Origin of the sequence: Bacillus sp. UNC438CL73TsuS30 (genome assembly GCF_000482325.1) — a bacterium.
Classification (GTDB): domain Bacteria; phylum Bacillota; class Bacilli; order Bacillales; family Cytobacillaceae; genus Neobacillus.
In genome coordinates this window covers 78,316-93,766 of record NZ_AXVA01000011.1, presented here as the reverse complement: position 1 = coordinate 93,766, position 15,451 = coordinate 78,316, and the positions used below count along the sequence as shown (strand labels likewise).

Below are 15,451 nucleotides of genomic sequence, written 5' to 3'. Positions count from 1 at the left end.
GTAGTCAAAAGGGTCTTTCTTTACAATTATCTTTTTGTACGCCCGTTAAAATCACTTTCAATTCCTTTTTTCCAGGTTCGATCAAGCTTTTTGCCACTTCGAAGGTTGCTCACGGCATCATTTACCGCTTCAAAATTTACTTCCGTTCCGATCTTATCAGCATGATAATCAACCGCGAAGTCCTCATTGATTCCAAATTGAGCAGCAGTCGAGATGGCATCAATATTGGCTCCGAGGAATAGGAATTCCCAGCCATATTTCTCTTTTTGATGCTGCACCATTTTTTTGATTTTCTCCCTCGAGAACTCCCTGCTGGCATTTTCCATGCCATCTGTAGTAATCACAAACAGTACCTTTTCAGCCCGTTCCTCTTCCATTGTTTTCTTTTGCACCTTCACGATTTTTTGAATCGTAAAACCGATGGCATCTAATAGTGCGGTCGTACCCCCCACTTCATAATCTTCATCGGTAATCGGAGAGATGCCTTTCACATGAATCCGGTCATGCAATAGTTCAATATCATGATCAAATAATACAGTGGTAACAACGGCTTCCCCTTCCGCCTTTTGTTGTTTCTTCAGCATCGCATTATAGCCGCCAATCGTATCTGCCTCAAGCCCAGCCATGGAGCCGCTTTTATCTAAAATAAACACTAACTCGGTTAAATTCTTTTTCATCCTGATCATCCTCCGTTCTTTGATAAACAAAGGATAACAATAATCCAATCAGAAATGGTCGCTTTAAAAGCGACATAGATTATCGAAAAAGGTAATTTTCTCGGCAATTTTTTATTTTGTCAAATCTAAAACCTAAATTATTGATTCTCCTTGCCAACGGGCCTGTTGATTTCCGCTACGGTCACTCGCTTTCCGCGGGGAGGTCCTGGAGCCTCCTCGGCGCATGCGCCTGTGGGGTCTCCAGTGACCTCTTTATCCCGCAGGAGTCGAGTGCCCTCCGCTCCAATCAACAGGGGGCAAACAAAGTATTACAACACACTTTTTCAAACCTTGTTAACTGCGTTGTAATCTTCAATACCTTTTGGCAGGCTGCAGTAATAACCTGTTCACTAGTTTTCTTCAATCCCCGTTACCGGCAATAGGGAAGTCAATACAGAGCTCTTAGAGACTGGGAAGCTTCACTTAATTTTTTCTTTTATAAATTTATAAAGCCATTATTCCGACTTACTTTTTCAAGATGAGACGAAAAATCAATAGATTTGTCAATCAAACAAAGAAGGTGGTTATCTGAATCTAATCCATCAATAGACACAAATTCATATTCACTTTGGCGAAACTCTTCTTGGCCTAAAAATTAAATTCACCACTTACTATAAATATTTATGGGGTTGGAAAAACTTTGTTGAATACACCTGTTGATTGGAGCGGAAGGCACGAAGACTCCTGAGGGAGTACGGGGCTGGGGAGACCCCGCAGGAGCGAAGCGACGAGGAGGCTCCCCGGCACGCCCGCGGAAAGCGAAGTGCCTGGAGCGGAAATAAACAGAATTGTTGCAAAGACCAAACATTAATAATATTACAATAAATTGACACGGTGAATTATTAAAGCGACATTTTAAGCACCAAGTAAGGGTTGGTCAAAGGCAAATAAAGCTTCATTGATTTCATGAATATTGAAATTCGCTTGATGAATAAAGTATTCAATAATGACATCAAATTTACTGCTTCGTGACAAAGTATACCCAGCTGCAGACAACAGATCATTCGTTTCCTCAAAATCCAGTTGCAATGCAATGGCTAATGCAACGGCCGTTTTCTTTTTGGGAGTATAATCAACAGCATTCCGGATTTTTGAGAACAACCGCCGGTCTAGATTTGCCCGTTTATAGGTCTCAACATCCGTCATTCTTTTTTCATCGATTAAGCGAAGCAGCCGTTCGGAAAAAGATTCATCGAGTTGATCCAATAGGTTTAGTAATGATTCCTCTGCTTCTTTATAGACGTCCTGCTGAAGAATTTCGATTACTTGGCGTTGTTCGAATATGTATGGTTCTTCTCTGGTACGTTGGAACACTTTTTCGACTTCCTCTACATAGTGCTCATCAATATATTGATGAATAGAGGTAAATAACTTCTGGCTTAAACCAAAAGAGTTTTTGTCAAAAACAACGAGATACACGAGTAAATCATGATGTAATAAAAATGAACTGATCGTGGAAACGGCAATTTCCAAGGCTTTCTCTTTTGGATAGCCGTAGATACCGGTTGAAATTAACGGAAAGGCAATTGATTCACATTGATACTTTTTAGCTAGCTCCAAGGAATGAGAGTAGGATGCCTTTAACAGAGCTGCTTCCTGGCGTGATCCGCCTTGCCAAATGGGACCGGGTGTGTGAATGATATAGTTTGCATCCAGTTGGAATCCCTCCGTAATAACAGCTTCTCCTACCTTGCATTCCCCGATTTTGTTACAAGCCTCTTGTAACTCCCTAGCGCCTGCGGCACGAAATATAGCGCCACATACACCCCCGCCCATTTTCAGTGCTGTATTGGCAGCATTTACAATCGCGTCAACCTTCATCTTCGTTATATCCTGGCGAACAATCTCTAATGGCATAATTTATTTCCTTTCCAATAAAAGATCTTTTTTATATTCTAACAATCCTAAAGAATGAAAGGAATTTTAAAATCGAACACCTCGTAATTCTTGATTCTATCGATTTTTTTGCATGAAAAAAGAATGACTTTTCAGCCACTCTTGGATGTTAGGATAGGATGAATGCTTAATAATCTATGTCTTTGTCCTGAATATCAATGATTTCATTATAAAATGCAGCCATTGATGTTGAGACATAAGGAACCAACCACAAGAACCCAATTCCCAATGTGAACAAACAAAGAATACCCCAGCCAATAAAACTTAGTCCCAATAAGAAATATTTCCACTTGTACCCGTTCATTCTTCTTCTGCTCTCTGTGATTGCCTCAAGCACCGAATATTCTGGGTGGTCTCGTAATAAGTAATAGGTTTGAGAGTAAGCAATACTTTTAATGATACCGGGAATAAACAGTAATAAGGACCACAAAAACACAAATAGACCTTGTAAAATAGATACACCGATCATTTTAAAGGATGTTTTTCCATCCTTATAGATCGAAAAAGCATAAGAAATTTCCGGATTTTTTAGTCTTACCAATGACAAATAAAACCAATACACACCAACCGTAAAAGGAATGAGCGCAATCGTAATGAGGGTACTTACAAAACTTCCTCCTGGCGATGTATCCTCCTGCTTTATCCATTCAGCAGGACCGCCGCTCATCATCATTTCAACCAGTGTAGGTAATAAAAAATTGAGAAGGAATAGAATGAATGTTAATAAAACACCTAATCCCCATTTTCCTTTTAAAGATAATTTTGCCTGTCTTTTGATTTCTGAAATACTTAAATTCAATTTTCTGTACTCCTTTTCTCTCGGAATTTGCAAATAATCATAAGCAATAAATGGCAAGTTTTTTATACCTCACTGCCTATCATTATTTTAAACTAACAAAATTATAGTAACCAATTTCCAATTTTACATTTTTTTAGAATGTATGTCATGCTTTTTTGATTTATACCTTTACTTCTTCATATTCTCGTTTCTGCAGCATGGATATCAAATATCCCAAACAAAAAGAGCCTATAAAGGCCCTAACTACACTTATGTTTTTTTACACAGTCCCCATGTCTCACCTAGCTAAGCAAACTCCCCTTTAACCAGGCACGTGGACGGTAAGGACCGACAGGGATTTGGATTAAGCTGGTTTTTCCTTTCGAATGGATTCTGTAAAGTTCATCACACTGGTTGACATCAAATCCTAGCAGTGGATGGCCCCCCATTCCTAAAGCACACGAAACCAAGAGCAAACGTTGTAAGAGAATGCCTGCTTCCATCTGTTGGATCCGATATCCTCTATACCCCAATTTCTCCTTGAGGTGATTTTTGTCTCCGACGACATGCAGGCAGAGCGGCACTTGAAACAGATTTAAATTGGGCATTGTTAATCCATTTTGTAAATACTCCCGAAAATCTCCCTGCGTGATTCTGCAAAGTCCATGAGTGTTATGATCATACGAGTAAGTGCCATTTGGAACTCCTTCTACATTATAAAAACAGCCATACAAAGAAACACGAGTCTCCGGCCCCCCATGGGTGTCGTCTAGGTCATTCTGATAAGAGAAGGAAAAAGTCTCTTTTAACAAAGTGGATAGTTGTATTTGACTAACTTTCCCTATTATAAAATCAAGATCGGGAGAACGCCTCTCCCTACAAACGGATGCAAGATCGTATGAGAGGGTCTCGGTAAATGGCAGCATGATGAACTCTGCACCTAAGGAATTGCTGCCACGACTTCTCTCTTTTATGATCTTTACAAATGACTGTGTCGTTTCTAGCATCGATGCTTCATTCATCTCTTTTAGCATCGGGTAATCAATGATTCTCTTAGAACGGTTATAGGTTTCATGCTTTAGCAAGGGCACTTCCTGGGATAATTCAACGGCCGAAACACTTTCTTCTTCATGATCGTTGTCAACACAATAAATAGATGGATGAATAGATAATGGGACCACTGCATATACACTTTCTTCCTGTTCAGATAGCCCAAGTAAACGATTGATAGAGCGGTCAAGAAATTGGTAACATACCCGTGAAGAGAACCCCATCCTACCCGCGACTTCTAACGATTGCCCAATTAACACGCCGGCATCTAATCCTTGGAGTCTATAGGAAAAATTATTATATTTATAGAAGTTTTTCCAAAAAACCGTCGAGACAAAAACAGTACAGAAACAGTCTGAAACATCACAATTTCCAAGACTTCTAGATAAGTAGGAATCGTAATTTCCTTCCCGCAACAATAGGAGGCGGTGATGTGCCACATCGTAATGGTAAATCCCCTGTGGTACATCCTCCAGCTTTACATACACATATAATTCATTCGGGTACAATGCACCTCCAGACGGTACAAATCTCCGGAATAACTGGGCATAGCTTACAGCATTATTTTCCTCAGTCCCCTCTATGAAGGCAGATTGAGCGAATTGTGCATAATGAGTAAGCCCGTATATATACCATAAGAAAGTCCCGAGCTCCTCCAGTCCAGGATCTGCCTTAGCAACTCGTTCCCTGAGAGTTAACGGAACATCTCCTGATAGGGGAATCTCTGGTAAGCCGCGGTACAGTTTATAGGGAAGTGGTGCGTCCTCCCAATCCACTTGCCAATCTGGCGGAGCAAGTTTTTCCGTATCAAAGTGAAGATGATGCAGAAAGGTTTCAAGCTTCACTCTTACACCTCCTACTTTTCATTATGGGAATGGATGAGGATAGGGATTAAGCTGTTCATACGACAACGGCTGTTTGGAATATCCAAGTTTCATTGGAACTTGGAGGACCCTTTCTAGCCCTTTGAAACGAGTAAGGTGATGTCCGAATGTCATTGGCAGCATACCAGGAATCAACACCTTTACACAGTATAAACCGTTCCGTTTGGTAATGGGTGTCGTTTGGTCTACCACAATAACCTCAAGGTCTAAACTGCGAAACCTCTGAAGAATATCCTGGAGATCATCTTTCAAATCGGGATGCACCGGAGGCTGTTTAAATTCCTCTGCAAACGTTCGTAATGGCCGCTGATCATCCAATAAAAAGCTTAGCCGTTTCTCTGCCTCCTGCAGACCGTATAGCAGGCCATGGTCCTCCATGTTCCGGACGGCAAATGGATTTTTGAGCATTTCTTCATATTTCTGCCGGTTTTTCTCCAATATTTCGTCATGCCTAACCATCATTCCAGCGAGCTCGTAAATCGCGCTTTTTACTGCTCTTACAGGATCAGGATTCGCACCTGCTGCACAAATGAGGTTGACACCCTTTGATCTTCTGTTTTTGGCTATTGCCCAAACACTAGGAATCTCGTTTTCCATTGTCGAATTATAAAAATATAAGTCATATCCCGACACCTCACGTATACGGTCAACCATTAACTCTAATTCTTTGTCGTTAGCAGAATAGAGATCAAGACGTGAAAGGGGCAGCTGTGCATACCAGGTTAACAAGAAGGAATCGCGCTCGACGACCTCCATAATGCCATGGAAGATGGCTTCCTCCAAGCTCCCTCCTAATGCACATCCATTGGAGGTTTCATAAACAAAACCCTCCCCATTGCCCAAACTGTAGTAAGCAAGCAGCTCCGGAACAAGTATAGGACGTTCTTGCATGAAGGAATAACCCCAGACCCAATTCATTGGTTGATCAGGATGAAACGGTTTAAATGGAAAACCAGGCTTTGCATATTGATTCTGGTCATGAAATCCTACCCTTGCTGGATTTAATGCTACTTCCTTTAAATGCTGATAACTTTCACGAACTTTCTTCCTTTTACCTTGAGGTTCAATTCCACAATATCGCTCTAACCCCTCCAAAATCGCTGTTAACTCACTCATTTCATATGAATTAGTACGGCCAGCAACTCCCTCGTCCGCTCCAAACAACGGCATATTAACCAAAACATCTGCAAATGGAAGCCTGAAATCTTCTATTTTTCCATTCATGATGCCAGTACGAAAATCCAGATAGTCATCTACTAGCACTGTTTTCAATTCATCCATCGAGCGGCAGCGATACCCTTCACCATTTATTTTAGGACTGGACTCTAACCTAATTTGAGCTAATTCTGGTGAGTCTTCAGGTAATGGACTGCAAATCGGGCACAATGGATCAGGCAAGAAAAAATGACGGGAGTTCGTTAACGTTTTCAGATTGGTAATGAACATCCTTTCTTCTAAGGGCGAGGAATCTCCTTGTAGAACTTTCTGCACTTCGTTATGGATGAATATGGCCATTTGCGATAATCCCGTTCTAGAAGACCATGCATCACACGTGACCCCCGCTCCTGCTGTCAATCTTGCCTGAATCTTCGACATTTCAAGCCGGTCGGGTCCGGCAAGCAAGCGCCGTTTATCAGCACAGTGGGAACATCCCGAAGTCCCGGGCCGTACGAAAGGACCTATGATTCCCTCACCAAACGAAACGAAAGCCCGAAGCCAAGGGATACCGGCGGCCTTGAATCTCTCATCCGCTTTTCGATGTTTGGATGGATGCCAAGCATCGTCGAGCACTAGAGCCAATTCTGCTTCTTCGGGAATTTCTTCATTCATGCTTTGACGTCTAACTTGATAGGTAGCGGACAATTGCTCGAAGACATATTCTGCTAATAAACCGTCTCCGTCAATGAGAATCTGTGCAGTCATTATGAATCCCCCTCTCGTACCTGCACACCATACACCCCTGCCAACTCTTGTTTTAAAAACGGCTCAATCGACAGATCATAAACCAATAGTTGTTTGCTGTTTCGATTTAAGACCTGAATGGAAGATTGTAACAGCTCCAATTGTGTCATTTCCTCACAAGAAGGGATTTCGAGTTTATTTTCATTTTTTTTGAGGTAAATCATAGACTCCTTCTCATGTCTCTCTACGGCATTCTTCTGGTTTTGCGCATCCAAAAGTGCTTGCTGCAATGTATTTTGTAATGCCAAGGTTGGATTTAAACCTACCCCTGTGTACCAACAGCCCTTTGATCTTACCCAAACCACAGGGAATCCAAGTACGTCCTCTTTTAACCCAATGGCAGGTGAACCGTTTAAGGTAGTAAGGGCATTCAAATAAAATCGGCATTTTTTATCTTCTATGGCTCCCATTTGTACACCCTTAACCGTATTCAGGTGATCCCCTTTTCTATTTTTCAATTCTTCATCCAGATAGGCTTGCAGCCCTCGACAAACAGCCTCAGCGATGTTTTCTCCTGAACCAATACCAATAAAACCTTCTGGAAGACTCGCATGAACATGTCCTGTCTGATTTCTAAACCCATAAACAGGTGAATCAATCATTTTTGAAACATACCTTTCAATACCGGTCAATCCGGCATTTCTTCTGGCTTCTTCATGTGTCAGACCTAAACAGACAACTTCCGGCAGTAGTTCTGCAGGTCCCTCTGACACAGGGTTAACGGTCTGAACATAGCACTGGGAAAGCGGAAGCTGTGGTAAATTTCGTTCCTCCCAGGTATGAAAAATACCGATTTCTTCTGAAGTTAATCGACTGAAATATTCAAGCAAATCCTTTTGTTCATTCCTGTCAGATTCTTGTTTCAGTCTTACATCAAGATCATCAACCAGTACTGGTCTCAAACTTTTTGACATTACCGAGGGATGTGAAATGAATGAAAGCCAGTCACCTTCCATCGTTTCAAGATTAAGCAAATAAATTTGATTACTTTGGTTTAAGCCTTCGATTCCTGTAGCCTTTTTGAAAAATTCGAATGCAGACACATTTGCCAAAATCGCTCCAGAGGTGGAAGAGAATGACTGTGTTTCCCCTTCGGCTTCTACAAGAGATGGATGAATTCTCCGCCATGCAGACTCGAAGCATACTTCTGTTTCTGGATGGGTTAACGGACCGGAGATTCCCACTTTTTCTAAACAGATAGCAGGGAGAAATGTCTTCTTTTCTTCTTGGCAAACCTGATTCAGATTCCTTAATTCATTTAGATTTCCATCCTGTGACACATACAGAATCCAATCATAGGGCTGAACTACTTGTTTCCAAAAATTTTCCCCGGCTCCTTTAGGATAGGATACTTCCTCGAACTCCACATCGGAATCAATTTTTCTCGCATTCTGGATCAATGCATGGAGCCGCAGCCTATTGGTTGGAACTGTATCAGTTACCAGCACATTTAATTTGGGCAGCCCTGATTCCAATAAGGCAGAAACCAACGAAACCAAAATGGACCCTGAGCCGACAGCGAGTACCTTAGCCTGTCGATATTCTTGAAAATGGTAAGCACCCGATTCCGTAAAATTCTCAATGAATTCAATTTGTGAAGCATACTTTTCAAAAACTGGACGACTTAATTGATGGGGAAGGTCTTTGCTTACATCACGAACAAACCCATTCTTGTACAACGTTTCTGCAATCTCATATACCCTGTCACGGTAGGGTCCTGTTAATCCCTCCGTTAAGGCTCCCAATGTTTGTTCCCCATTAAACATCGGCAACAATTTTTCAATCCATTGATAGATGGTTTGACCTTCCAATCGGAATGAATTTAGGTTATTTCTAAAATAAACTCCACCCTTTGGATCCGGGATAAAAAATGTATCCCTTTTAGCCTTCAAACGTGAGGACGAGGTAAGATTTGTCATTCGGCCCCTCCTTATTCTAATCGTAACTACTTGCGCACTATCAGTTTATGTACGATTTTTTGTCCAATATGATAAGGTGAAACTTCAATCAGTGGGGGTTTTTTTCATCCCCCACTGATTGTTAGTTGAACCAATCGGGATTTTACGGGCAGTTGATCCCCCACACATGCTTCCTGTTTCCACTAAGCCTTGAAGTGGGGGTCTTACTGCCCGTTAATGCGGGATAAAATAAGTGCCCCTGCGGCACATGTACATGCAGGGGCACTTTGTTTCACAAAATCATATTTTTTTTCAGCAGTTTTCGAGAATCTAAACCCATTAAATAAATCCGAAACCAATGCCAAAACAGCTAAAACCAATACCAAAACAACTAAATCCGACACAACCAAAGCCGCCGCAACCAAAGCCACAGCCTCCACAACCGAAGCAGCCTCCACAACGGAAGCCAAAGCCTCCACAACGACCAAAGCCCCCACAACGACCAAAGCCCCCACAGCGGAAACCTCCACAGCGAAACACGCGCGGATCATAGCTTTGTAGATTCATTGGAACTAATTCACCAACTTGATAAGGATCGATACTCAACCCTTGCAGCTCATTATGAAAATTCTGCATTTTTTCCTCCCCTTTGTGTTTAAAATCAGGTTTAAGGACACCTGAAACCAGAGTTTAACAAAGTGTAAATGGAACCAACCAATCTTACGTTAACTCTCTTCAACAAATTATGATTCTTATTAGGTTGCTGTTACTGATTTAAGCGCCTATTTCACGATGAAAAAGCCTATAGTTTTCATTCCAGTAAGTACCTTTGATTATTGAAATTCTCGAGAAAAAGCTTGATGAGCTAAATTTTGAGGAGTTGCGGGATATGGGGTTAGGGTGAACGGATAAACTAATCCGAAAAAACTGGACATACCTTTTCCTTCCAGAGAAACGTGTGACATTCATAATTATTCCAATTGAGGAAATAATAAAAACCTAATTTTTTATCCGCTTTTTGATGTAAGAACCGGAGGATAAACCATGGAACAATCGGTGCCTGATTATGTAAAAATATCCCCCTTTTTAGTTTTCTTTCTAGTCCATTCTATGCAGTTTGGTGTAGGAACACTTGGTTTCCAGCGCTATATTGCCCAAATTGCAGGATATGACGCATGGATATCGGTTCTTTTTGCCGGTTTAAGCATCCATATCTTAGTATGGATGCTTTATAAAATTATGGAAACGGTTAATGGGGATATTCTGACCGCTCATTCTTTCGTATATGGAAAGAAAATCGGTAAACTCTTATCTATCCCCTATGTTTTGTATTTTATTCTGATCGCCATAACGACTCTTAGGATATTTATTGAGGTCATACAAGTATGGATGTTCGAGGATTTTAGTACCTTTTGGTTTTCCCTAGCTTTCTGCGGTTTAGCCATCTATATCGTTTTCGGGGGATTTAGAACCGTAACAGGTGTGGCATTCTTTGGAGTGGTTCTTCCTGCATATTTATTTTTTACTTTTTTATTTACGGTACCCTATGGGGATATGAGAAATTTACTGCCTATCTTTGACCACTCAATCATGGACCTAATAAAGGCATCTTATCAAATGTCCCTAACCTATCTCGGCTATGAAATATTATTTTTTGTTTATCCGTTCATTAAGCAACCGGATAAATCAAAGAAATGGGCCCATCTTGCTGTCCTATTTAGTACGATTCTCTATACGCTTCTAACGTTTATAACGTTTTCTTATTTTTCAGAGGAGCAGCTGCAGAAAAACAAATGGGCCACTTTGACGATGTGGAAAATCATTGAAATGCCGTTTGTCGAGAGATTTGAATACATTGGAGTTGCAAATTGGCTTATTATCATTCTACCTAATTTTTGTATTGCTATTTGGTGTGCTAGCCGCATTGTAAAAAGAGTGGTGAATTTAAAACAAAAATATGGAGTTTTTATTATTTCATTGATCATATTAGTCTCAATGAATTTGTTTAAAACAAGGCAACAAATATACATGGTCGCCAATTTCACCGGGAGTATATCCTTTTTTATGAATTATGGATATATTCCAATTCTTTTATTTCTGGTGTTACTGAAGAAGAAGGGGAAGAAAAAATGAACAGAGCCATGGTTTGGCTCTGTTCATTTTTAAAATAGGATAGCATTTTCCTCGATGGAAAATGCTATTTTGCAACGAATTATTTAAAACTTTTCTGTTGGGTTTAATGAATCTAATTTAACGATTTTAATATACTCCTTTAACTAGCTGCTTTATTGAGGCTAATTTAGAAGACAGCTCCAAAAACCATTCCTCATCCCCTGTCGATAAAGCCAAGTCAATAAGAAATCGAATTTGTTCCTTGTTAATCGCTTTAGAAATCGGAAGTTTATTTACCCGCTTCCTTAAAATAGGAATGGTTTTTCCGATCATTTCATTATTATCACTAGTGACCACTGTTACCTTCACTACTTCTTCTGGAATTTCGAGCGACAGTGATTCAATATAACCAATGAATAATTCCCCATCCCGTGCTTTTCCCTTAATCCAATCACCTGTTTTTAAAATTGCCTTATTATTGGATAACATCTATCTCACCTTCTTCAATTATTTTAACAAACTGTAATATTTTTTATTACATTTAAATGAAAAATAAGATCACAAGGATGATACTTATTTTTCTTTATTGATAAGATCAACAATTTCTTTAATGGTGTAGTCCTTAAGATATTCACCCAGATGTACTTCTGCTCCCCAAAATATACTACATAGGACATTCTGCATATTGGCGCCAACAATGCACTTCGCATTTGATTCAGGACATTTAGGCTGCAGGGCGCCTTCAGATGTAATCTTATATATATCCCAAAGATTAATATCACTTAAATCGAGAGCAAACAGAAAGCCGCCGCCCGTTCCCTCTTTCGATTTTATAAATCCATGTTTTTTTAATAGACTTAGCACTTTACGGATACGTACCGGGTGAACTCCGGCACTTTCAGAAATAGCATCACTGGTTGACATCCGATCCGGCTGCAGCGCAAGAAACGTTAAACTATGGATGGCGAGTGTAAAATCACTGTTCATGGTCTGCCTCCTAAGAAACAATCACAACTATTTTCCATTCATTTTCGTACTGTAATACTAATCGTTACAGATTGGATTGTCAAATATTTAATATTTACTATTGTTTTAAATCAATTCGCCATTTTTTGCATTTCGTTGTTCAAAAATGTGCGAAGTTTACGAGGCAGAAAACTGCGAATTTCTTCGTCATTATATCCAACCTGTAATCTTTTTTCGTCCATGATAATGGGCCGGCGCAACATTTTAGGGTTCTCAATGATTAATTGATAAAATTCATTAAGCGGGAGAGTTTCAATATTTATATTTAATTCCTGGAAGGTTTTTGAATTTGTTGAAACAATCTCGCTCGTACCCTCTTCTGTCAGACGAAGAATCGATTTAATTTCGTCAACTGTAAGTGGCTTAGATAATAAGTTTCTTTCTTCAAAATCTATATGATGTTCCTCAAGCCAAGCTTTTGCTTTTCGACAAGAAGCACAGCTGGTAGTTGTATACAAAGTCACCATCATTTTTCACGCTCCATTAATTAATTTATTTTGTTCCACGCTACAGGACTATAAAATGTAATAAAAAACTTTACAGTTTAACAACAAAGATTATATAATTTCATCTCAAGCAACTCATTTGCAAAAGATCTATACTGTAAATTTAATTGTTACAGTTCATTTCGTCAACTGTTTTTTTATGGTTTTTTATATATTTATTCAGGGGGATGATTTTTTGATTAAAGAAATAATCTTATATGATTCAGTGATCCATATTGAAAATTATAAAGAAGAAACCGAGAACGGCTTACTTAAAATTCTCATTGATTTTAAAGTGAATAGTGAGGAATATCATAACATTACGACTTTATTATACAAAGGAATCTTTGATGTTAAAGTTCCTGAAAAGGAATTGGCGTTTAGAGGAAAGATTCAACAATATTCTACTTCTATTACAAACCTTTATGAAAAAGGACAAGTTGGAGAGTTTCAATTATCTTTACTTGAAGTGAAGAATTAGGAAAGGTGGCATGATGTGGTGAAATTAAGCATATTAGATCAATCACCCATTTCCTCCAACCAAACCGCGCAAGATGCGTTAATTGAATCGATGAAGCTTGCGCAAGCTGGAGAATCGTTTGGGTACACTCGATATTGGATTGCCGAACATCATGATTTACCAGGCCTTGCCTGTTCGGCACCTGAAGTGATGCTAAGTTATATTGGAGCACATACGAAAAAGATTCGAATCGGTTCGGGGGCGGTATTATTGCCGCATTATAAACCATATAAAGTAGCAGAAGTATACAATATGCTGGCTACGTTGTTTCCAAATCGCATCGATATTGGGATTGGCCGTGCACCAGGCGGTTCAGCTGAGGTCACAAACTCTTTATCTGATAACTTCTTACAACAGGTATATAAAATGCCAAACTTAGTAGAAGAATTAATTCATTTTTTTGATCATGATTTTCCTAAAGACCATACGTACGCAACTGTTACTGCCGCGCCTCTACCAGTTATCACACCAATGCCATGGATTCTCGGTACAAGTAAAAAAAGTGCATTACTTGCCGCTGAAAATGGCTTGGCCTATGCATTTGGGCAGTTTATGAGCGACAATGATGGTGGACCTATAATTCAACAATATTTAGATTCCTTTCAACCAAGGAAACATGGTCAAATTCCTCAAGTATTATTAACAGTTTCCGTGATTTGTGCAGAGACATCTGAAAATGCGGAAGAGATTGCGTTGAGTAATCTGATTTGGGCATTGCAAAAAGAAAAAGGTGTTGGGCAATATGTTCCTTCCATTCAAGAGGCCAAAGAATATAAACTCACTGAGAAAGAAATTGAAAAATTGGCCAAAATGAAACAGAATATGATTATTGGCAATCCCGAGGAGTGTAAAAACAAACTGATTGAGTTACAAGCTAACTATAAAGTGGATGAGATCATGATTGTGACAATTACGCACTCTCCTAGGGATCGGACCGAGTCCTATAAACTAATTTCCGAGGAAGTTTTTTCATAACCTTTTTAAAACAATTTAGTCAATATGAATATAAAAGCAACCCAACTCGAGGCCTCTATTTATCAGACTTCGAGTTGTTTGCTAATACGATTTATTTTTAAATCATTTATTGGTGTTATTTTTTAAATGCTTTATCAATAAATTCATTGTGGATTTGATCTTTATAACTAAATGATTTTTTGATGTAACCGGCATCAGCCAAGGTATTAATGGATTCTTGTTGTGCGTTGATAGACTCTTCTGTAAAAAATATCGATGGTTTTTCTGCTGTGATGATTTTATAAATAAGATCCGCTGGGAGTTTTGTTTGAGCAGAATAAATCTTAGATGCTTCATTCGGGTTAGCGATTTGCCAATCAGCAGCTTTTTTGTAAACTCGTAGATAGGCTTGAACAAGATCAGGATGTCCTTTCGCAAAATCACTGCGGGCAATAATGGCACCCGGGGCAAATATTTTTTTGTTTACATCTAGAGCGATCGCATTTCCTTTTTCCACATTATTTAAATAGTAGGGATTCCATGCGGCCCAAGCATCCAATTTTTTTGATTGAAAAGCTGCTTGCGCATCATCCGGTTGAAGATTAATCAATTTTACATCATCAATCGTTAAACCATTTGCTTTCAAAGCCTTAATTAAATACACTTGGGCAGTTGTACCAAGAGGAACACCCACCGTTTTCCCCTTTAAATCATGGATGTTCTTGATGTCCCCATTTTTTTGAACTAAAATTCGTACATTCGATTCTCCCGTACCGGTTTGCCCGATCACCTCGAATGGCAGATTTTTATCAATACCCGCGATTAACGCTCCATCTCCTAAAAACGATAAATCAACACGATTCGATGCAAGCGATTCTAATAGCGGGGGCCCGCTTGTGAATTCACTCCATTTCACTTTCGCATTTAATCCCTTAAACTCTTCTTCAAACCATCCCTTTTCGCGGGCGATTGCTAATGGTCCCATTTTCCCATTTAACGCAATATTCACCTCTACTGGTTCATTTTTGTTTTGGGCGTTTGTTTTTCCTATGGATGAACTGCAGCCTGCTAGTAATAAAATGAAAAGAATAGTCAATACAAATCCAGATACATTCTTACGATATTTTTCCATCTCGATCCCTCCTCGTATGTAGCAAACGATGATAAAAA

Annotated in this window: 14 protein-coding genes; 3 read left to right on the top strand and 11 right to left on the bottom strand. The window is 39.5% G+C overall.

Going from position 1 to position 15,451, the window contains the following annotated elements:
- Nucleotides 1-26: 26 nt before the first annotated feature.
- From M028_RS0104960 to M028_RS34030, 7 genes are all read right to left on the bottom strand, one after another.
- On the bottom strand, nucleotides 27-677 hold the full coding sequence (locus M028_RS0104960; protein ID WP_026572922.1) for a vWA domain-containing protein: 651 nt from the start codon (nucleotides 675-677) through the stop codon (nucleotides 27-29).
- An 894-nt stretch (nucleotides 678-1,571) separates the two neighbouring features.
- Nucleotides 1,572-2,573 (bottom strand): macro domain-containing protein, encoded by a 1,002-nt coding sequence (locus M028_RS0104955; protein ID WP_026572921.1) that lies wholly within the window; start codon nucleotides 2,571-2,573, stop codon nucleotides 1,572-1,574.
- A 166-nt stretch (nucleotides 2,574-2,739) separates the two neighbouring features.
- A complete protein-coding gene (locus M028_RS0104950; RefSeq protein ID WP_035423803.1) occupies nucleotides 2,740-3,411 on the bottom strand; it encodes a DUF975 family protein in 672 nt (223 codons plus the stop codon).
- A gap of 281 nt (nucleotides 3,412-3,692) precedes the next feature.
- A complete protein-coding gene (locus M028_RS0104945) occupies nucleotides 3,693-5,285 on the bottom strand; it encodes a SagB family peptide dehydrogenase (RefSeq protein WP_026572919.1) in 1,593 nt (530 codons plus the stop codon).
- A gap of 21 nt (nucleotides 5,286-5,306) precedes the next feature.
- Entirely contained in the window at nucleotides 5,307-7,247 is a 1,941-nt protein-coding gene (locus M028_RS0104940) for a TOMM precursor leader peptide-binding protein (RefSeq protein WP_026572918.1), read from the bottom strand.
- A complete protein-coding gene (locus tag M028_RS0104935) occupies nucleotides 7,247-9,205 on the bottom strand; it encodes a putative thiazole-containing bacteriocin maturation protein (protein WP_026572917.1) in 1,959 nt (652 codons plus the stop codon). Before M028_RS0104935 ends, M028_RS0104940 begins: the two co-directional genes overlap by 1 nt.
- 318 nt (nucleotides 9,206-9,523) lie before the next feature.
- Nucleotides 9,524-9,820 (bottom strand): heterocycloanthracin/sonorensin family bacteriocin, encoded by a 297-nt coding sequence (locus tag M028_RS34030; protein ID WP_081810656.1) that lies wholly within the window; start codon nucleotides 9,818-9,820, stop codon nucleotides 9,524-9,526.
- A 408-nt stretch (nucleotides 9,821-10,228) separates the two neighbouring features.
- Here M028_RS34030 and M028_RS0104925 point away from each other — a divergent pair, with 408 nt between their 5' ends.
- Nucleotides 10,229-11,317: a GerAB/ArcD/ProY family transporter gene (locus tag M028_RS0104925; protein WP_026572915.1), complete on the top strand. Its 1,089-nt coding sequence runs from the start codon at nucleotides 10,229-10,231 to the stop codon at nucleotides 11,315-11,317.
- 126 nt (nucleotides 11,318-11,443) lie between these two features.
- Here the strand turns inward: M028_RS0104925 and M028_RS0104920 are convergent, their stop codons facing one another.
- The 3 genes from M028_RS0104920 to spxA all read right to left on the bottom strand — a co-directional run bounded on the left by M028_RS0104920 (nucleotide 11,444) and on the right by spxA (nucleotide 12,789).
- Nucleotides 11,444-11,785 (bottom strand): IDEAL domain-containing protein, encoded by a 342-nt coding sequence (locus tag M028_RS0104920; RefSeq protein ID WP_026572914.1) that lies wholly within the window; start codon nucleotides 11,783-11,785, stop codon nucleotides 11,444-11,446.
- Nucleotides 11,786-11,869: 84 nt separating this feature from the next.
- The gene (locus M028_RS0104915) at nucleotides 11,870-12,283 is read right to left on the bottom strand and encodes an RrF2 family transcriptional regulator (RefSeq protein ID WP_026572913.1); all 414 of its coding nucleotides are present in this window, start codon (nucleotides 12,281-12,283) and stop codon (nucleotides 11,870-11,872) included.
- A 110-nt stretch (nucleotides 12,284-12,393) separates the two neighbouring features.
- Nucleotides 12,394-12,789, bottom strand: a complete 396-nt coding sequence (gene spxA / locus M028_RS0104910; protein ID WP_026572912.1) for a transcriptional regulator SpxA — start codon at nucleotides 12,787-12,789, stop codon at nucleotides 12,394-12,396.
- A 214-nt stretch (nucleotides 12,790-13,003) separates the two neighbouring features.
- Between spxA and M028_RS0104905 the strand changes: the two genes are divergently transcribed.
- Entirely contained in the window at nucleotides 13,004-13,288 is a 285-nt protein-coding gene (locus M028_RS0104905; protein WP_026572911.1) for a DUF3219 family protein, read from the top strand.
- A gap of 18 nt (nucleotides 13,289-13,306) precedes the next feature.
- On the top strand, nucleotides 13,307-14,302 hold the full coding sequence (locus M028_RS0104900) for an LLM class flavin-dependent oxidoreductase (RefSeq protein ID WP_026572910.1): 996 nt from the start codon (nucleotides 13,307-13,309) through the stop codon (nucleotides 14,300-14,302).
- 115 nt (nucleotides 14,303-14,417) lie between these two features.
- On the opposite strand, the gene M028_RS0104895 is transcribed toward M028_RS0104900, so the two are convergent.
- Complete coding sequence (locus M028_RS0104895) at nucleotides 14,418-15,413, bottom strand: ABC transporter substrate-binding protein (RefSeq protein ID WP_026572909.1); 996 nt, start codon at nucleotides 15,411-15,413, stop codon at nucleotides 14,418-14,420.
- Between the last annotated feature and the right edge of the window lie 38 nt (nucleotides 15,414-15,451).